General features: G+C 69.4%; 17 protein-coding genes and 2 tRNA genes. 15 read left to right on the forward strand and 4 right to left on the reverse strand.

Features of this window, described 5'->3' with window-relative positions:
- The first annotated feature begins 36 nt into the window (after positions 1-36).
- The 6 genes from H286_RS0103915 (at position 37) to H286_RS14435 (ending at position 5133) form a co-directional block, all read left to right on the forward strand.
- Entirely contained in the window at positions 37-1131 is a 1095-nt protein-coding gene (locus tag H286_RS0103915; protein WP_020097180.1) for a branched-chain amino acid aminotransferase, read from the forward strand.
- Positions 1132-1134: 3 nt separating this feature from the next.
- Positions 1135-1902: a fumarylacetoacetate hydrolase family protein gene (locus H286_RS0103920; protein ID WP_020097181.1), complete on the forward strand. Its 768-nt coding sequence runs from the start codon at positions 1135-1137 to the stop codon at positions 1900-1902.
- A complete protein-coding gene (locus H286_RS0103925; RefSeq protein WP_020097182.1) occupies positions 1895-3130 on the forward strand; it encodes an MFS transporter in 1236 nt (411 codons plus the stop codon). Before H286_RS0103920 ends, H286_RS0103925 begins: the two co-directional genes overlap by 8 nt.
- Before the next feature lie 42 nt (positions 3131-3172).
- On the forward strand, positions 3173-4687 hold the full coding sequence (gene gltX / locus H286_RS0103930) for a glutamate--tRNA ligase (protein WP_018188087.1): 1515 nt from the start codon (positions 3173-3175) through the stop codon (positions 4685-4687).
- A gap of 69 nt (positions 4688-4756) precedes the next feature.
- Positions 4757-4828, forward strand: a tRNA-Gln gene (locus H286_RS0103935).
- Between the two features lie 86 nt (positions 4829-4914).
- Positions 4915-5133: a hypothetical protein gene (locus tag H286_RS14435; RefSeq protein ID WP_020097183.1), complete on the forward strand. Its 219-nt coding sequence runs from the start codon at positions 4915-4917 to the stop codon at positions 5131-5133.
- Between the two features lie 3 nt (positions 5134-5136).
- On the opposite strand, the gene H286_RS0103945 is transcribed toward H286_RS14435, so the two are convergent.
- Positions 5137-7149, reverse strand: a complete 2013-nt coding sequence (locus H286_RS0103945) for a DUF262 domain-containing protein (protein WP_020097184.1) — start codon at positions 7147-7149, stop codon at positions 5137-5139.
- Between the two features lie 123 nt (positions 7150-7272).
- Between H286_RS0103945 and H286_RS0103950 the strand changes: the two genes are divergently transcribed.
- The 5 genes from H286_RS0103950 to H286_RS0103970 all read left to right on the forward strand — a co-directional run bounded on the left by H286_RS0103950 (position 7273) and on the right by H286_RS0103970 (position 12296).
- Positions 7273-8046, forward strand: a complete 774-nt coding sequence (locus H286_RS0103950; protein ID WP_018188083.1) for a hypothetical protein — start codon at positions 7273-7275, stop codon at positions 8044-8046.
- 115 nt (positions 8047-8161) lie between these two features.
- On the forward strand, positions 8162-8944 hold the full coding sequence (locus H286_RS0103955; protein ID WP_020097185.1) for a DeoR/GlpR family DNA-binding transcription regulator: 783 nt from the start codon (positions 8162-8164) through the stop codon (positions 8942-8944).
- Entirely contained in the window at positions 8941-9924 is a 984-nt protein-coding gene (locus H286_RS0103960) for a 1-phosphofructokinase family hexose kinase (RefSeq protein ID WP_020097186.1), read from the forward strand. Before H286_RS0103955 ends, H286_RS0103960 begins: the two co-directional genes overlap by 4 nt.
- Positions 9917-11992: a PTS fructose transporter subunit IIABC gene (locus H286_RS0103965; RefSeq protein WP_020097187.1), complete on the forward strand. Its 2076-nt coding sequence runs from the start codon at positions 9917-9919 to the stop codon at positions 11990-11992. The genes H286_RS0103960 and H286_RS0103965 overlap by 8 nt, the downstream gene beginning before the upstream one ends.
- 34 nt (positions 11993-12026) lie before the next feature.
- On the forward strand, positions 12027-12296 hold the full coding sequence (locus H286_RS0103970; RefSeq protein ID WP_018188079.1) for an HPr family phosphocarrier protein: 270 nt from the start codon (positions 12027-12029) through the stop codon (positions 12294-12296).
- Positions 12297-12367: 71 nt separating this feature from the next.
- Here the strand turns inward: H286_RS0103970 and H286_RS0103975 are convergent, their stop codons facing one another.
- Positions 12368-13006, reverse strand: coding sequence for an MBL fold metallo-hydrolase (locus H286_RS0103975; RefSeq protein ID WP_020097188.1), 639 nt, complete (start codon positions 13004-13006; stop codon positions 12368-12370).
- A 115-nt stretch (positions 13007-13121) separates the two neighbouring features.
- Here H286_RS0103975 and H286_RS0103980 point away from each other — a divergent pair.
- A tRNA-Glu gene (locus tag H286_RS0103980) sits at positions 13122-13197 on the forward strand.
- Positions 13198-13251: 54 nt separating this feature from the next.
- Here the strand turns inward: H286_RS0103980 and H286_RS0103985 are convergent.
- Both H286_RS0103985 and H286_RS0103990 read right to left on the reverse strand, forming a co-directional pair.
- The gene (locus H286_RS0103985; protein WP_020097189.1) at positions 13252-14286 is read right to left on the reverse strand and encodes a DUF4349 domain-containing protein; all 1035 of its coding nucleotides are present in this window, start codon (positions 14284-14286) and stop codon (positions 13252-13254) included.
- Positions 14283-14843 (reverse strand): RNA polymerase sigma factor, encoded by a 561-nt coding sequence (locus H286_RS0103990; RefSeq protein WP_020097190.1) that lies wholly within the window; start codon positions 14841-14843, stop codon positions 14283-14285. Before H286_RS0103990 ends, H286_RS0103985 begins: the two co-directional genes overlap by 4 nt.
- Before the next feature lie 104 nt (positions 14844-14947).
- Here H286_RS0103990 and H286_RS0103995 point away from each other — a divergent pair, with 104 nt between their 5' ends.
- The 3 genes from H286_RS0103995 (at position 14948) to leuD (ending at position 18253) form a co-directional block, all read left to right on the forward strand.
- Positions 14948-16036 (forward strand): TerC family protein, encoded by a 1089-nt coding sequence (locus H286_RS0103995; protein WP_018188075.1) that lies wholly within the window; start codon positions 14948-14950, stop codon positions 16034-16036.
- Between the two features lie 176 nt (positions 16037-16212).
- Positions 16213-17655, forward strand: coding sequence for a 3-isopropylmalate dehydratase large subunit (gene leuC / locus H286_RS0104000; protein ID WP_020097191.1), 1443 nt, complete (start codon positions 16213-16215; stop codon positions 17653-17655).
- Position 17656: 1 nt separating this feature from the next.
- Positions 17657-18253, forward strand: a complete 597-nt coding sequence (gene leuD / locus H286_RS0104005; RefSeq protein WP_020097192.1) for a 3-isopropylmalate dehydratase small subunit — start codon at positions 17657-17659, stop codon at positions 18251-18253.
- Positions 18254-18311 lie beyond the last annotated feature (58 nt).

An 18311-nucleotide genomic window follows, 5' to 3' on the forward strand; every position in this document is an offset into this window, starting at 1 on the left:
GCGTCGCGCAGACACCGCGCGAGGAACAGGAATGATATGACCCTCACCGACTCGACCGCCGCCCCGCTCACCTTCTCGGTGACGAAGAACCTGGCTGCGGCGTCGCCGTCCGCCCGCGAGGAGATCCTCGCGAACCCCGGGTTCGGCACGAACTTCACCGACCACATGGTCGACATCTGCTGGTCGTCGAAGGGCGGCTGGCACCGCCCGCGCGTCTCGCCCTATGGACCCATCTCGCTGTCGCCGGCGGCCGCCGTGCTGCATTACGGCCAGGAGATCTTCGAGGGCATCAAGGCGTACCGCCACGCGGACGGCTCCATCCACACGTTCCGGCCCGACGAGAACGCCGCGCGCCTGCAGCGGTCGGCACGACGGATGGCTCTGCCCGAGCTCCCCGCCGAGTACTTCCTGCAGTCGCTCCGCGAGCTGATCGCCGTCGACGGCGCCTGGGTTCCGTCCGGTGACGACCAGAGCCTGTACCTGCGTCCGTTCATGTTCGCCAAGGAGGCCTTCCTCGGGGTCCGCCCGGCCGAGAAGGTCGCCTACTACGTGATCGCCAGCCCCGCGGGCGCCTACTTCAAGGGCGGTGTCACCCCCGTCAAGATCTGGCTGAGCGAGGACTACGCGCGTGCCGGCAAGGGCGGCACGGGAGCGGCGAAGACCGGCGGCAACTACGCCGCGAGCCTCCTGCCTCAGGCCGAGGCCTACGAGAAGGGCTGCGACCAGGTCGTGTTCCTGGACGAGGACGGCAACGTCGAAGAACTCGGTGGCATGAACGTCGTGTTCGTCATGAAGGACGGGACGCTCGTGACGCCCGAGTCGGAATCGATCCTCGCCGGCATCACCCGCAACTCGATCCTGCAGCTCGCGGAGGACCGCGGGCACCGCGTCGAGCGCCGTCCCGTCTCGCTGACCGATTGGCGCGAGGGCGTCGCCTCGGGTGACATCGTCGAGGTGTTCGCGTGCGGAACCGCCGCCGTCGTCACCCCGATCGGAGCGCTGAAGGCGTCCGGCTTCGAGGATGTGCAGCCCACGGGCACTCTCGCGCTCGAGCTCCGTCAGCACCTCACCGACATCCAGTACGGTCGCGCCGAAGACGTGCACGGCTGGCTGACGCGGCTGGACGGCTGAACCGTGCGCATCGTCCGTTACCGCCGCAACGAGGCCATCCGCTACGGGATCATCGACGAGAAGGAGGTCGTCGAGCTCGCCGGTGACCCGATGTTCGCCGGGTTCGAGACGACGGGGGAGCGGATCCCTCTCGCCGAGATCACCCTCCTCGCCCCGTCCATCCCACGCTCCAAGGTGGTCTGCGTCGGCAAGAACTACCGGGACCACGCGGCCGAGATGGGCGGCGAGGCCCCCGGCGAGCCGCTGCTGTTCCTGAAGCCGAACACGTCGGTCATCGGTCCGGATGACGCCATCGTCCGCCCGCCGCAGTCCGAGCGCACCGATTACGAGGGCGAGCTCGCCGTGGTCATCGGCCGCGTCGCCAAGAACGTCCCCGCTGAGAAGGCCCTCGATTACGTCTTCGGCTACACGATCGGCAACGACATCACGGCGCGCGACCTGCAGCGCTCCGACGGCCAATGGTCGCGTGCCAAGGGCTTCGACACCTTCTGCCCGCTGGGTCCGATCATCGAGACCGAGTTCGACCTCGACGGCGGCGCGCGCATCGTCTCCCGGGTGAACGGCGAGGTCCGTCAGGACGGTCCGATCTCCGACATGGTGCACTCCGTGCCGGACATCATCGCCTACGCGTCGGCAGCGTTCACCCTCCTCCCGGGCGACGTGATCCTCACGGGCACACCGGCGGGGATCGGCGAGTTCCACGCCGGTGACGTGCTCGAGGTCGAGATCACGGGTCTCGGCATCCTGCGCAACACGGCGCGGAATGCCTGACGGGACAGACCCCACCCTCTCGACGACCGACATCGCCCGCATCCAGCGGCAGACGGTCGGCGTCCTCGCCGCGGGGCAGGTCCTCGGCGGCGTCGCCTTCGGCTCGACGGTCTCACTGGGGGCGCTGCTGGCGGCCGACCTGTCGGGTGAGGAGTCGCTGTCGGGGTTCGCGACGGCATCCGTCACCCTCGGTGCCGCCCTGTGCGCGATCCCGCTCGCACGACTCGCCTCGGCGCAGGGGCGCCGGCGTGCGCTGACCCTCGGGAACCTGCTGGCCCTCGTCGGGATCGCGGTGGTCATCACCGCGGCGGCGCTCCGCCTCTTTCCGTTGCTCCTCGTCGGCGTCATCCTCATCGGTGCCGGCAATGCGGGCAACCTGCAGTCCCGGTTCGCGGCGACCGACCTCTCGGGTCAGGGGCGTCGCGGACGCGACCTCGGCACCGTGGTGTGGGCGACGACCGTGGGCGGGGTCGTCGGCCCGCTCATGCTGACGCCCGGCGAGGCGGTCGGTCAGTGGCTCGGGATGCCGCCCCTCACCGGCTCGTACGCGTTCTCGATCGTCGCGCAGACGCTCGCCCTCATCCTCTACCTCGTCGCCCTCCGGCCCGACCCCCTGAAGGTCGCGCAGCAGCTCGCTCGCACGAGGGATGCCGGTGCGACCCGCGTCGTGGAAGTGGACCGACCGATCGTGGCCCGCTACGCGGTGTTCGCCGTGGCCGGCTCGCACGTGACGATGGCGTCGGTCATGGCCATGACCCCCGTCCACCTGTCGCACCTCGACCCTCGGAACGTGACCACGATCGTCGGCGTCACCATCGCCCTGCACGTGTTCGGGATGTACGGCCTGTCGCCGGTCTTCGGCATCCTCGCGGATCGCTGGGGTCGGCTGCAGACGATCCTCCTCGGACAGGCGATCCTCGCCGCGTCGCTCGTCACCGCGGCGGTCGCTCCGAACTCGCCCACCGCGGTGCTCATCGCTCTCCTGCTCCTGGGACTCGGGTGGAGCGCGGCGACGGTGGGCGGCGCGGCGCTGCTGACCGAGGCCACGCCCACCGAGCTCCGGCCTCGCCGGCAGGGGCGCAGTGACACGGCGATGACGCTGTCGGCGGCCATCGGGTCCGTGCTGGCCGGCGGCATCCTCAGTCTCATCGGGTACGGCGGGCTCGCGCTCGTCGCTCTCGCGGTCGTCATCGCGATCACCGTGCTCTCTCCCTACGCGCGTCGCTGACCGAGCGGGCCGGTCGAAGGCGCGGCCGTAGACTGGACGGTGATGTCGACTGCACCGCACCCCCTCACCACGACCGCTTCCGGCTCGGACGTCCGCGTCCGCTTCTGCCCCTCGCCGACCGGCCTCCCGCACGTCGGGATGGTCCGCACCGCCCTGTTCAACTGGGCGTACGCGCGGCACACCGGAGGCAAGATGATCTTCCGCGTCGAGGACACCGACGCGGCACGCGACAGCGAGGAGAGCTACCGTCAGCTCGTCGACGCGCTCACCTGGCTCGAGATCGACTGGGACGAGGGCGTGGAGAAGGGCGGACCGCACGAGCCGTACCGCCAGTCGCAGCGCCACGACATCTACCGCGAGGTCCTCGACAAGCTCATCGCCTCGGGCGCCGTCTACGAGTCCTACTCGACGGCCGAGGAGATCGACGCTCGGAACGCCGCGGCGGGCCGCGCGAAGCAGCTCGGGTACGACAACTACGACCGCACACTCACCGACGAGCAGAAGGCCGCCTTCCGCGCCGAGGGACGCGAGCCCGCCTGGCGCCTGCGCGTGCCCGAGGAGGACGTGACCTACGTCGACCTCATCCGCGGCGAGGTCACCTTCCCCGCCGGGTCGTTCCCCGACTTCGTGGTGGTCCGCGCTGGCGGCATCCCGCTCTACACGTTCACCAACCCCGTCGACGACGCGCTCATGGGAATCACCCATGTTCTCCGCGGCGAAGACCTGATGCCCTCGACGGCGCGCCAGCTCGCCCTGTACGGCGCACTGATCGACGCCGGCGTGACGGACTTCGTGCCGCGCTTCGCGCACATGCCGCTGGTGCTGGGGGAGGAGGGCACCAAGAAGCTCTCCAAGCGCGACCCGAAGGCCGACCTCTTCCTGCAGCGCGAGAAGGGCTTCATCCACGAGGGTCTGCTCAACTACCTCTCCCTCCTCGGCTGGTCCATCGCCTCCGACCGCGACGTGTTCACGCGTCAGGAGCTGATCGAGGCGTTCGACATCGTGAACGTCAACCCCAACCCGGCCCGTTTCGACCAGAAGAAGGCCGAGTCCATCAACGGCGACCACATCCGGATGCTGGAGCCCGACGACTTCGCGTCGCGTCTGGTGCCCTACCTTGTCGGCGCCGGCGTCGTCAGCACGCCTCCCACCGACGCGCAGCGCGAGATGCTCGCCAAGGCCGCACCGCTCGTCCAGGAGCGCATGCAGATGCTCGGTGAGGCCCCGGGCCTTCTCGGCTTCCTGTTCCGCGACGTCGAGACGTACGACGAGGACGCTCTCAAGGGGCTTCCCGCTAACGCGGCGGAGGTCCTCGCCGCATCCATCGAGGCTCTCGAGGGTGTGCCCGCCGACGCGTTCCACGCGGAGGCCGTCCAAGCGGCGCTCGCGGGCTCGCTCATCGACGGACTGGGGCTCAAGCCCCGTGTCGCGTACGGCCCTGCCCGCGTCGCGCTCAGCGGCCGGCGTGTCTCGCCGCCGCTGTTCGAGTCGATGGAGCTCCTGGGCAAGGACGTGTCGATCGCCCGCCTCGAGAAGCTGAGGGCGACACGCGGCTGATGCCTCGGTTTGGCCGGGACCGCGCCGTGGGCTAAGCTTGACCCTCGGAACGGTTCCGGCCGGATCCAGTGGGGTATGGTGTAATTGGCAACACGGCGGTTTCTGGTTCCGTTGTTCTTGGTTCGAGTCCAGGTACCCCAGCAAGATGAAAAACCCCCGCTCTGGCGGGGGTTTTGCTTTTCCTGCGAGAGCTGTCGCGGCTCGCCGCGCAGGCGCACAATGGTCCCATGGGACTCTTCACGCAGCGACCCGAAGAACCGTCGGAATGGGGCGGTCTTCCCTCCGAACCTCTGGAGCCGACGAACCCGGTCGACCGTCTCGGTGAGGGCCCGGCGCTCGGCGGGTGGACGCCCGACCTGCTGTCGCAGGCACCCGTGACGGCGACCTGGATCGAGATCCCGGTCGATCCCGCACCCGAGGCGGATGGCGGCGCCGACGGCGATTGAGTCTCAGCGCATCGCGTCGCCGATGTAGGAGTACTTCACGAAGACCTCCGACGCCCAGCCGGCCTCTTCGAGCACGTCCTGGACCGCGGAGAGCATGTACTTGGAATCCCACCCGAGGTAAAGGTACTGACCCTCGCCCAGCTCGTCCCACTGGCCGTTCCACGCCATCTCGGGATACACCGGGCCGCCCTGGCGGGCGCTGTAATCCACGACGCTCTGACGCGAGTCCGCCCACAGCCGGGCGAAGACGCGGTTGAACAGGTAGCGGACGTCCCGGACGTCCCAGTGCTCACCGCGGTACTCGACGTAGTCGAACTCCCGCTGCCACCCACGGGGCCACCCGCGGCGCTTCTTGGCGTCGAGGATCGGCGTGAGGTTGTCGTCGTCGATGCCCACGACGGCGGGGCGGCGCCAGGCATCCATGAAACGGGCGGTCAACTGCTCGGTGCGCGCGGCGATCTGCGCCGTCGACCACGCCGCGGAATCCGCGACCTCACGGGTCAGCGGGAGCGAGCTCGTCGCGTACGCCGTGCGCTTCGCGGGGAACGACGCGTCGAACACGCGGTCCGCGAGGTCCTCCTCGAGGAGCGTGAGGTTCCCGAGGGTGTTCACGAGCGCCCGGTGCGCGTTCTGCTCGTCGTCGGTGAGATCCGCCCATCGGCCGACCCCGTCGCCGCTCCAGTCGTCTGAGGGAGCCGCGGGCAGCACGTGATCGAGGACGAGGCCCGCATCGGCGTCGATCCCCGCGAGTCGCTCGAGGACGAAGGCCGCGTGCGGCAGCTCGCCGTAGCGGAGGCCGACCCGCGTGCGCTCATCGGACGGCGTGATGCGCGCGATCGCGAGGACGAGGGACTCCATGCCCTCGTCCGCGGCCCGGCAGAACCGGGCGACGAGACGGTCGATCGGCAGGCCGACGACGGTCCGGCGCAGCAGGAGCGACTCCACGTGGGTGAGAGCCAGGGAAAGATCGGATGCCGACAGCTCACCCCGCAGGTGGTCGCGGTACAGACGCATCGCGATGGGGTACATGCCGCGACCGAGGACGTTGATCGCCCCGAAGTGGCGGGCAATGGCGGCATCCGTCGCCGTGGCGGGTTCGAGCAGGAGCCGATAGATCTCCGAAAGTTCCCGCCACTGCGTCGCGTTCTCGAGGAGGGTGGCGCGGTCGAGGCGGGGGAACTCGTGCCGGAACGCGTCGTAGACACCGCGCTCGCCTTCGACGAGGACCTCGCGGCCGGTCAGCATGACGAGGTAGTCCCTCCAGAACGCGCCGATCTGCTCGCCGGTGTTCGCTTCGAGGGGGAGCCAGTACTCGTTCTCGATCTCGCTCTGCTCGGCGTGCGAGAGTCCCATGAGGACGTAGTTGTGGATGAGTTCGTGGTCGCGGAGGGGCTCACCCGTCGAGTTGAGGCTCTCGAAGATCTGCTGGGCGTTGGCGCCTACGCCCAGGGTGATCGACACGTGCTCGAGTTTGCGCAGACCGCGCCAGATGCCCGCCGCTTCGTCGGGACGGATCTGGCTGCGGAAGAACGCGTAGTTGTCGTCGAACCGTGACGCACGGTCGGTGTCGGCGGGGGAGCGGCGGTCGAGGACCACGCTCTCGAAGACGTCCGCCCACGCCCGGTGCGGACGGAGCTTCGTCCGGAGGGGATCGTCGCGGCGCACGAGGACGGCTTCGAGCTCCTTCGCGAGTGCCGGATCGTCGGTGCGGAGCGTGTGATGAAGAGCGGCGATGAGCAGCATCAGTGTCGTCACCCGCTGCTGTCCGTCGATGAGGACGAGATGCGCGTCGTCATCGACCGTGGTGCTCGCCGTCGACAGGATCGACCCGATGAAGTGCGTCTGACCGTCCTCGCTGGCGGCGACGGCGCGGATGTCGCCGAGGAGCTGCTCGCACCCTCCGATGTCCCATCGGTACTGCCGCTGGTACACCGGCACGACGATCGTGGTGTCCGAGGCGGAGAGCCACTCGATCGTGTTGACGGCGGTCGCATCGACGTTCGTGGCGCTGCTCATGTTCCTCGAATCGCTCCTCGAATTTCCCCGGTCGAGTCTACTGACGCTCTCAGAGCCGCTAGGTAGGCTGACCTAAGTCGGGCCTGTAAAAACTTCGCTCGTCCGACAGAAAGGTTGATCCGCATGGGTTACATCAAGAGTGCTCTGCTCGAGGAGACCGGATACGTCGTCCTCGACATGTACGGCAAGGAAATCGATCCCAAGGAATGGCTCGACATCGAGTACGTCGACTGGAAGTCCTCCGGCGACACCCGGTTCGCGCCGCTCGCGTCCGCCAAGGGTGAGATCGAGTGCAACGGCTTCTGGAACCACCAGCCGCCGCGCACTGACAAGGACGGCGTCTGGATCCCGTCGCAGACCGAGAAGGCGCCCACACTCACCGAGCGCGCCCTCGAGCCCGGCTCGAACGTCGGACGCTGCCGCATCATCGAGCTGCAGCCGAACACGTACGCCGACGCGCTGTACAACCTGCACCAGGACGACAACAACCGGCTGAACCCCGACGGCACCGGCTGGGTCGTCCGCAGCTTCTTCAACCTCACCGATGACAAGGACAGCTTCTTCGTCCTTCGCGACAACCGCACCGACCCGAACGGCGAGACCCGCATCGCCCTTCCCGCCGGGGCGCAGCTCGTCATCGACACGCAGCGTCTCTGGCACGCCGCCTACCACCCGGGCGACGCGCCTCGGTACTGCCTCATCACGTCGTGGGAGTCCGGCCCCGAGCTCGACGCCTACATGGAGAAGTACAACGGTGTGAACAAGGTCGAGAGCGTCCCGCTCGACCAGGAGACCATCGACGCCGGCCAGGCCGAGCAGGAGCGCCGCATCGCCGCTCGTGCCGCCGCGCTCGCTGCCCGTGGTCAGCGCGAGGTCCTCGCCATGAGCGAGGCCTGAGCCTTCCTCCACCTCGACGACGCCCCCGGTTCCGGCCGGGGGCGTCGTGCTGTATCCCATTCTTGTTTCGTGTTGGTTTCTGTTGTAACGTGTGGTCTTGTTCGAGGAGGACCACATGTACGCAACGGAGCGCCAGCAGCAGATCGAGCAGCTGATCGCCACTGACGGTCGTGTCGCCGTGGTCGACCTCGCCGATCGCTTCGGGGTCACGACTGAGACGGTCCGCCGTGATCTGGCAGCCCTCGAGCGGACCGGGGTGGTCCGACGCGTTCACGGCGGAGCGGTCCACCGCACCCGGGCCAGCACTGCCGAGGCCTCCGTCGCGGAGCGCGCGTCGCAGCGTAGCGGCTCCAAGCAGACCATCGCCCGCGCCGCCGTGGGCCTGCTCGGCGAGGAGCTCGACGGTGCTCTGTACCTGGATGCCGGCACCACGACGGGCGCCATCGCCCAGCTTCTCGCGACCGGGCCCCACCCCGCGGGCGACCTCGAAGTCGTCACCCACTCCATGTCCGTCGCCCACATCCTGGCCGGTGCGCAGGGGATCGGACTGACCGCCATCGGCGGACGGGTCCGCGGACTCACCGCCGCAGCCGTCGGAGCCCAGACGGTCGAGGCGATCGGACGCTTGCGGCCCGACATCGCCTTCATCGGGACGAACGGCGTCGCGGCAGGGTTCGGCCTCAGCACCCCCGACCCCGACGAGGCGGCCGTGAAGCGCGCGATCGTCGCCTCCGCGCGTCGCGTCGTGGTCGTCGCCGACGGGGACAAGTTCGACGCCGAGCTGCTCGTGTCATTCGCGACGCTCTCGGACGTCGACGTCCTCCTGACCGACACCGCGCCCACGGGAGATCTCGCGGGCGCCCTGCGCGAGGCCGATGTGGAGGTCCAGCTCGCATGATCGTCACCCTGACCACCAACCCCTCGCTCGATCGCACCATCGCCCTCGGCGAGCCGCTGCGCGTCGGCGAGGTGCAGGCGGCGCTCGGCGCACGGGAGGATGCGGGCGGCAAGGGCATCAACGTCGCACGCGTCGTCGCCGCGGCATCCCTCCCCACTCTCGCGGTCCTACCGCTCGACGCAGCCGACCCCTTCGCCGTCGCGTTGGCAGCCACCGGCATCCCCGCCAGGATCGTTCCGCATGACGGCGCCACCCGCGCCAACGTCACGATCGCCGACGAGGCCGGTACGACGACGAAGCTCAACCTGCCGGGTGCGGCGTTCACCGAAGCGGATGCCGCGGCCCTCACCGCCGCGGTCGTCGCCGCCACGCAGGGCGCCTCCTGGCTCGTCCTCGCGGGCTCGCTCGCCCCGGGACTGCCGGACGACTACTACGTCACCGTCATCGAGGCCGTCCGTTCGGCGTGGGGCGCCGCGGCTCCTCGCATCGGCGTCGACACCTCGGGACCGGCGCTCGCGGCCGTCGTCGCCTCGGGCCGCCCCGACCTCATCAAGCCGAACGACGAGGAACTCGTCGAACTCGCGGGGCGGAACCTCGACACCACGGTCGCCCTCGCCGACGCCGTCGCCGCGATCGCCGCCGACCTCGTGCCCGCGCGGGTAGGCGCCGCACTCGTCACCCTCGGTGGTGACGGTGCCGTCCTCGTCACCGACGACGGGTCCTGGCACGGTACGCCGCCGCCGACCCGCGTCCGCAGCACGGTGGGCGCAGGCGACAGCTCCCTCGCCGGCTACCTGCTGGCCGAGACGACCGGCGCCGCGCCCGAGGAGCGGCTGCGCTCCGGCATCCGCTACGGATCCGCCGCCGCGGCCCTGCCCGGCACGCAACCCCCGACCCCGAACGACCTGTCGACCGGCGAGGTGCCGGTCCGACGACTCCTGCAGCAGGACAACCCGACCACTGGAGGTCACCGTGACTGAGATCATCACCGCGGAACTCGTCAGTATCGACGAGCCGCTCGGCGCCGACAAGCGCGCCGTCATCGACGCGCTTGCGCAGCGCGTCGCCGCGCAGGGAAGGGCCACGGATGCGGCTCAACTCGCCGCCGACGCCTGGGCCCGCGAGGAGAAGGACGAGACCGGCCTGCCCGGCGGCATCGCGATCCCGCACGCGAAGAGCGCCGCCGTCACCCAGGCATCGCTCGCCTTCGCGAGGCTGAACCCGGGTGTCGACTTCGGCGCTGAGGACGGCGGGGCGGACCTCGTCTTCCTCATCGCGGCTCCCGACACCGCGGCCGAGGAGCACCTCGCCGTGCTTTCGAAGCTCGCGCGCAGCCTCATGCGCGACGACTTCACCGCCGGTCTTCGCGCCGCGACGACCGCCGACGAGGTCGTTGCGATCGTCCGCGACGCGATCTCGGACGCTCCGGCCGCCGCAGCCGCCGATGCACCGGCACCCGCTTCGCGCGCCGAGGCTCGCGCCGCTGGCCCGTCCGCGTCGGCCACCGACGACGGACTGATGATCGACGGGCGCCCGGCGCGAATCGTCGCCGTCACGGCCTGCGCCACGGGTATCGCCCACACCTTCATGGCGGCGGACGCACTCACGGCGACCGGTCAGAAGGACGGCGTCGACCTGACCGTCGAGCCGCAGGGCTCGAGCGGCTACAAGGCCATCGACCAGCGGATCATCGACGAGGCCGACGCCGTCATCTTCGCCGTCGACGTCGACGTCCGCGAGCAGGCGCGGTTCGCCGGCAAGCCCGTGGTCCGTTCCGGTGTGAAGCGCGGCATCGAGCAGCCTGCTCAGATGCTCCGCGAAGCCGTCGCCGCCGCGAAGAACCCGAACGCTCCCCGCGTTCCCGCCGCGTCGGGTGCCGCGACCGCCAGCGAAGCCGCGCCGACCTCGCTCGGCGGCGCCATCCGCAGGGCGCTGCTCACCGGTGTGAGCTACATGATCCCGTTCGTCGCCGGTGGCGGTCTGCTGATCGCCCTCGGATTCGCCCTCGCCGGGTACGAGATCGCGAATACCGCGGACGGTCACACCGTCAACAACGCGATCTTCACGCTCCAGAACTTCACCCTCTGGAACCTGCCGCCCGAGGGTCTCGTCTACTACCTCGGCGCCGCCGCATTCCAGATCGGTCAGCTGTCGTTCGCGTTCCTGGTTCCCGCCCTGGCCGGTTACATCGCGTACGGCCTGGCGGACCGGCCGGGTATCGCCCCCGGTTTCGTCGCCGGTGCCGCGGCCACCTTCATGGGTGCGGGCTTCATCGGCGCCATCGTCGGCGGTCTGCTCGCCGGTCTCGCCGCGTGGTGGCTCAACCGCCTGTCGGTCCCTCGCTGGCTGCGTGGCCTCATGCCGGTCGTCATCATCCCCTTGCTCGGCTCGATCTTCGCGTCGGGGCTGCTGCTGTTCGTCTTCGGCGGTCCGATCGCGGCGCTGACGAAGCTCCTCAACGACTGGCTGTCCGGACTCTCCGGCGCCGGCGTCATCCTGCTCGGCGTCATCCTCGGGCTCATGATGTGCTTCGACCTCGGTGGGCCGCTCAACAAGGTCGCCTACGGCTTCGCCACGGCGAACCTCGCGCAGGGCATCGCCGGCGACGAGCGCTACCTCCAGATCATGGCCGCCGTCATGGCAGCCGGAATGGTCCCGCCCCTCGCGATGGCCCTCGCCTCGACCGTCCTCGGACGCGGGCTCTTCACCGCCCCGGAGCGTGAGAACGGCAAGGCGGCCTGGCTGCTCGGTGCCGCATTCATCTCGGAGGGTGCCATCCCGTTCGCCGCGGCCGACGTGTTCCGCGTCATCCCCTCGGCGATGCTGGGCGGCGCCGTGACGGGCGCGCTGTCGATGTTCTTCGGCGTCACATCGCGTGCCCCGCACGGCGGCGTTTTCGTCTTCTTCGCCATCGACAACTTCTGGCTGTGGCTGCTGTCGATCGCCGTCGGCACCGTCGTCAGCGCGGTCGCCGTGGTCCTGCTCAAGCGCTACGCGCGCCGTCGCCCCCTCGAGGTCGATGCGCCCGCCGTGGCCGTCACGGCATAGTCTCGTCATACCGACTCAAGGAGGAAGAATCACCATGGCCGAACGGACCGCAACCGTCGCGAGCAGCTCCGGACTGCACGCCCGCCCCGCCAAGCTCTTCGTGCAGGCGGTCAAGGAGACGGGTGTGCCCGTCACGATCGCCGTCCCCGGCGGTCCTGACCAGAACGCCGGCAGCATCCTCACCCTCATGGGTCTGGGTGCCACGCAGGGCACCGTCGTCACGCTCAAGGCCGAGGGCGAGGGCGCCGACGAGGCGCTCGACAAGCTCGTCGCCTTCATCGAGACGGACCACGACGCCGAGTGAGTCTCGACCCTCACAAATGACGGATGCCGCGGAGCGAAAGCCCCGCGGCATCCGTCATTCTGTCGAGGTGCTCAGGTGTCGGCGGACTCGCCCGGCTCGAGCTCCAGGAACTCGCCGCCGTTCTGCTCGGTCGCCCACTTGAGGCGGTCGCGGTGCATCGCGAGACCCGCGCGCGACAGCGTCATGTCGTGGGTTCCGAACGCACGACGAGGCTTCACCGCGAGGACGTAGTCGATCGCCTCGCCGATCTTCAGCCAGGGCGCCCCGACGGGTGCTGCGAGGAGGCCGACATCGAGGCCCTCGGGGACGGCGTAGGAGTCACCGGGGTAGTAGAACTCGTCGTTGACGAGCACACCCAGGTTGTCGATGACGGGGATCGACTCGTGGATCACGGAGTGCGTCCCGCCGAAGAAGCGCATCCGGAACGGGCCGACCTCGACCTCGTCCCCGACGCCGACCGTGGTGACGTCGTAGTCGGATGCCGCAGCCGCGACGCCGGCCGGGCCGAACACCGGCACCGACGGCGCCTGCGAACGGATCGCGTCGAGCTGCGCGGGTGTCCAGTGATCGGGGTGCTCGTGCGTGAGGACGACGCCGACCAGGGTGCCGAGGTCGTCGAGGGGGAGGGTGAAGGAACCGGGGTCGATCAGGAGGGTCTTGCCCTCGCTGTCGAGACGGAGGCAGGCATGTTCGTGCTTCGTAACGCGCATGCGTCCAGTCAACCCACGACGCCGCGAGGTTGGCAAGGGCGCGCCGATTTTGCGCGACTGTGAACGTCGTGCATAATTGAACGGTTGCCTCCGCAGGGAGGGAACGAAAAAGTACGGCCCCATCGTATAGCGGCCTAGTACGCCGCCCTCTCACGGCGGTAACGCGGGTTCGAATCCCGCTGGGGTCACCACATGACGAAACCCTCGACCGACAGGTCGGGGGTTTCGTCGTTTCCGATGCGTTCTCAGGCGTCGTCGGCGGTGGCGTCGGTGCGTCGCCGCCGACGCGCACCCCGCGCCACCCGGACGATGAGGACGACCACCGCAGCGACGGCGAGCCAGGGGAGGAGGAACCCCAGGCCGATCACGACCCCGTTGAGGGTCACGAGCAGGGCGTTCCAGCCGGTGGCGAACCCGTCACCGAACCCGTCCGGCTCGGCGGCCACAGCCTGGCCGGGGCGCGAGATCGTGATGGTCGCGCTCGAGAGCGCGACATCGTCGGCGAAGGTCTTCTCCCGGGCGCGCAAGGCGTCGAGATCCGCCTGACGCTGGGCGAGTGCGTCCTCGGCCGCCAGGACGTCCGCCGTGCTCGCGGCATCCGCGATCAGTCCGCGGAGGCGCTCCACGGACGTCTCGAGCGACGCGATCCGGGCGCGGAGGTCCGTCGTCTCGGCCGTGACGTCGTCCCGTGAGATGTCGGTGGCTCGGACGGCGCCCAGGTCGTCGAGGTCGCGGAGGAAGTCCGTGAGGCCCGTCGCGGGGATGCGCACCGTGATGCGGGCATCCCCGGTGGCCGCAGCGTCATCCGTCGCCGCGTCGCTGACGGTCAAGGACTCGACGTACCCCCCGGATGCCTGGGCTCTCGTCCCGATCTCATCGGCGGCATCGGCGGGGTCGTCGGCCTCGAGGCGCGCCTCGGCGCGGGCGATCACGGCTCGCTCGTCGACGGGCGCTGCGGCCGCGCCGGCGTCGCCGAGATCCTGCAGGCCACCGCTCATCTCGGTGCCCTCGGCAGCCGGTCGTGCCATCGACTCCTGCGACGCGGCGCCGTCGGCGATGGATCCGGCGCCGGCGCCGCTCCCGAGGGCCGGGCCGACGAACCCGGCGACGACGAGGACCGCAGCCGCTGCGGCGGCATAGGCCCATCCGCGTCGACGACGCCGCGTCGCACCGTTGCGGGCGGTGCTCTCCGTCGCCGCGATCTCGGCGAACAGCGCCCTCTCGATGTCGTCCTGACGCGAGCGGGTCAGTTCCGGCAGTGCGATGTCGTCCGTGGTCATGATCCCTCCGTTCCCAGGGCCGTGCGCAGGCGGGTGCGGACCCGCGAGAGGCGGTTGCGGACGACGGCGTGCGAGATCCCCAGTTCCTCGGCCGCCGCCGCGTAGGCGTATCCCTCGGTGGCGCACAAGCGGAAGATCTGCTGATCGAGCGGCGACAGGGTCCCGAGCTCCGCGACGACGCGCTCCGCCAACGCCGAGCCGATGACCTGATCCTCGACGTCGACCGTGCCGGGGATGGTCTCATCGACCCCCGCGTCGGTGTTCAGCCGGTCGCGCCGCTGTCGCCGCATCCGATTCGCACTCTGGAACCGGCAGATCGTCACGAGCCACGGAAGGAGCGAATCGCTCACGAGATCGAGCGTCGGCAGGCGCCGCCACGCGACGAGGAAGGTCTCCTGCATGACGTCCTCCGCATCCGATGTGTCGCCCAGGAGCCCATGGGCGAGCCAGTACACGGGCCGCGCGTAGGCGCGATACAGCTCGCGGAAGGCCTGCTGGTCGCCCCGTGCGGCGGCTGCCACCAGGTCCGCGTCACGCCGTGCGAGCGGGTCGGCCATGGCATCCTCGTTCGTCCTGTCGATGGGGAAGTGTCGCCGCGTGAGGGATCGTCTCAGACAACTCGAAAGGTACTCTTAGGGTCGCCCCCGCACGAAAGGCCCCCATGGAGCTCCCCCTCTGGTTCGAGGTCGGCTCGCTCGTCGGTCTGACGCTCATCCTCGTCGCCGACCTGCTGCTGATCATCAAGCGCCCGCACGTCCCGTCGACGAAGGAATCCACCCTCTGGGTCGTGTTCTACGTGGCGCTCGCCCTCCTCTTCGCGCTCCTGATGCTCGTCGTCACGAACGGGGAGTACGCCGGGCAGTTCGTCGCGGGCTGGCTGACCGAGTACAGCCTCTCCATCGACAACCTCTTCGTGTTCGTGCTGATCATGAGCCAGTTCTCGGTGCCGCGGGCGGCGCAGCAGAAGGTGCTGATGGTCGGGATCATCATCGCGCTCGTCCTACGGGGCATCTTCATCCTGCTGGGCGCCGCCATCATCGAGCAGTTCAGCTGGGTCTTCTACCTGTTCGGCGCCTTCCTCATCTACACGGCCTGGAAGCAGGCCTTCGACGGTGAGGACGACGAGGACGAGGAGAAGAAGGAGAGCTTCCTCGTCAGGCTCCTCCGGCGCCGGATGAAGGTGTCCGAGGAGTACGACGGTGCGAAAGTGCGGACGGTGATCGACGGCAAGAAGGTCTTCACGCCGATGATCATCGTGTTCGCGGCTCTCGGCATGACGGACCTGCTGTTCGCGATCGACTCGATCCCAGCGATCTTCGGCATCACGCAGAGCGCCTTCATCGTCTTCACGGCGAACATCTTCGCGCTGATGGGGCTCCGTCAGCTCTACTTCCTGCTCGGCGGACTCCTCGACCGGCTGAAGTACCTGCACTTCGGCATCGCGTTCATCCTGGCGTTCATCGGCGTCAAGCTCGTCCTCCACGCCCTCCACGAGAACGAGCTGCCGTTCATCAACGGCGGGGAGCACGTGGAGTGGGCTCCGGAGATCTCCACCTGGGTGTCTCTCGGGGTCATCGTCGGTTCGATGGCGGTCGCGACGATCGCCAGTCTCATCGCGGCGCGCCGCGAGGGGTTGCGGGAACCGCTCCCCGCAACCGGGCCGACGCCCGTCCGCCACGCGGAGGACGTCGCCGCCGAACAGGGGACCCCTCCCACGGTCGAGACGCGTCCCTCCGACGACGCCCGGTGAGGATCGCCGCGCGTCCGTCCCTGACCGGGGCGCGGTCGCGCACGTCGCCGGGAGGCCGGTGATAGTCTGACGCCGTGCGGACCGCTCGACTCCTTATCGGCCGCGACGAGACCTCGTTCTGAGCCCTCTCTCGTCGCGGAGGCTGTCGCGGGCGCCATCCGACATCAGGAGACAACATGAGCACGATTCCCGACCGTCCCCGGACCCTCGCTGAGAAGGTGTGGGACGACCACCTCGTCGTGAAGGGCGAGGGCGGCAGCCCCGACCTCATCTACATCGACCTGCACCTCGTCCACGAGGTGACGAGCCCGCAGGCCTTCGACGGTCTCCGCGCGGAGGGACGACCGGTCCGCCGTCTCGACCTCACGATCGCGACGGAGGATCACAACACGCCGACGCTCGAGATCGACAAGCCGATCGCCGACCTCACGAGCCGCACGCAGATCGAGACCCTCCGCCGCAACGCCGAGGAGTTCGGCGTCCGCCTGCACTCGCTGGGCGACAAGGAGCAGGGGATCGTGCACGTCGTGGGACCCCAGCTGGGTCTGACGATGCCGGGCATCACCGTGGTCTGCGGCGACTCCCACACCTCGACCCACGGCGCGTTCGGGGCGATGGCATTCGGCATCGGCACGAGCGAGGTCGAGCACGTCCTCGCGACGCAGACGCTGCCGCTCAAGCCTTTCAAGACCATGGCGATCACCGTCGAGGGCACCCTCAAGCCCGGCGTGAGCGCGAAGGACATCATCCTCGCGATCATCGCGAAGATCGGCGCGAACGGTGGGCAGGGCTACGTCCTCGAGTTCCGCGGCTCGGCCATCCGCTCCCTCTCTATGGAGGGGCGTATGACGATCTGCAACATGTCGATCGAGGCGGGCGCCCGAGCGGGGATGATCGCGCCGGACGAGACCACCTTCGCGTACGTGAAGGACAAGCCGCACGCCCCGCAGGGGGCCGACTGGGACGAGGCGGTCGCCTACTGGCGGACGCTGCCCTCCGATGAGGGAGCCGTCTACGACGCGGAGGTCTTCCTCGATGCCGACGAGCTCGAACCCTTCGTCACGTGGGGCACGAACCCCGGCCAGGGCGTCTCGCTGAACGGCGTCATCCCCCAACCCGCCGAGATGGCCGACCCGAACGAACGCGCGGCCGCGGAGCGGGCTCTGGAGTACATGGATCTCGCGCCGGGCACCGCCCTGAAGGACGTCGCGGTGGATGCCGTCTTCATGGGCTCGTGCACGAACAGCCGCATCGAGGATCTCCGCCAGTTCGCATCGATCGTGGCGGGTCGCACCAAGGCCCCGGGCGTCCGCGTCATGGTGGTCCCGGGTTCCGCCCGCGTCCGTCTCGAAGCCGAAGCCGAGGGGCTGGACAAGGTCTTCACGGACTTCGGCGCCGAATGGCGCTTCGCCGGATGCTCGATGTGCCTCGGGATGAACCCCGACCAGCTCGCCCCGGGGGAGCGCTGCGCCTCCACGAGCAATCGCAACTTCGAGGGCCGCCAGGGCAAGGGCGGCCGCACCCACCTCGTGTCGCCGCTGGTCGCTGCGGCGACGGCGGTCCTGGGCCGCCTCGCGAGCCCGAGCGACCTCGACGCACTGACCCTGACGGAGGCCTGACATGGAGAAGTTCACCCGCCACATCGGCGTCGGCGTGCCCCTGAAGCGCTCCGCGGTCGACACGGACCAGATCATCCCGGCCGTCTACCTGAAGCGCGTCACGAAGACGGGTTTCGAGGACGCGCTCTTCGCGAACTGGCGACAGGACCCCGAGTTCGTCCTCAATCAGGATGCCTACCGCGGCGGATCCGTCCTCGTCGCCGGCCCGGACTTCGGGACGGGGTCGAGCCGTGAGCACGCCGTCTGGGCTCTTCGCGATTACGGATTCCGCGTCGTCCTCAGCACGAAGTTCGCCGACATCTTCCGCGGCAACTCCGGCAAGCAGGGCCTCGTCACCGGCGTCGTCACCGAAGACGTCCTCGAGGCCATCTGGGCGGCTCTCGAGGCTGACCCCGGCCGCGAGATCACCGTGGACCTCGAGACACGAACGGTGGCGGTCGGCGACCTCCAGGCCTCGTTCGAGATCGACGATTACACTAGGTGGCGGCTTCTCGAAGGGCTCGACGACATCGGGCTCACGCTGCGCAGCGAAGATCAGATCGCGCAGTTCGAGGCGCGCCGCGAGGCGTGGCGGCCGCGGACGCTCCCCGTCCGCTGATCGGCCAGCGCCCCGCACAACGGGGCCGACCACGCTTCCTCGACACCAGTAATGAGGT

It is taken from the genome of Microbacterium sp. 11MF (assembly GCF_000383475.1).
Lineage (GTDB): Bacteria > Actinomycetota > Actinomycetes > Actinomycetales > Microbacteriaceae > Microbacterium > Microbacterium aquilitoris.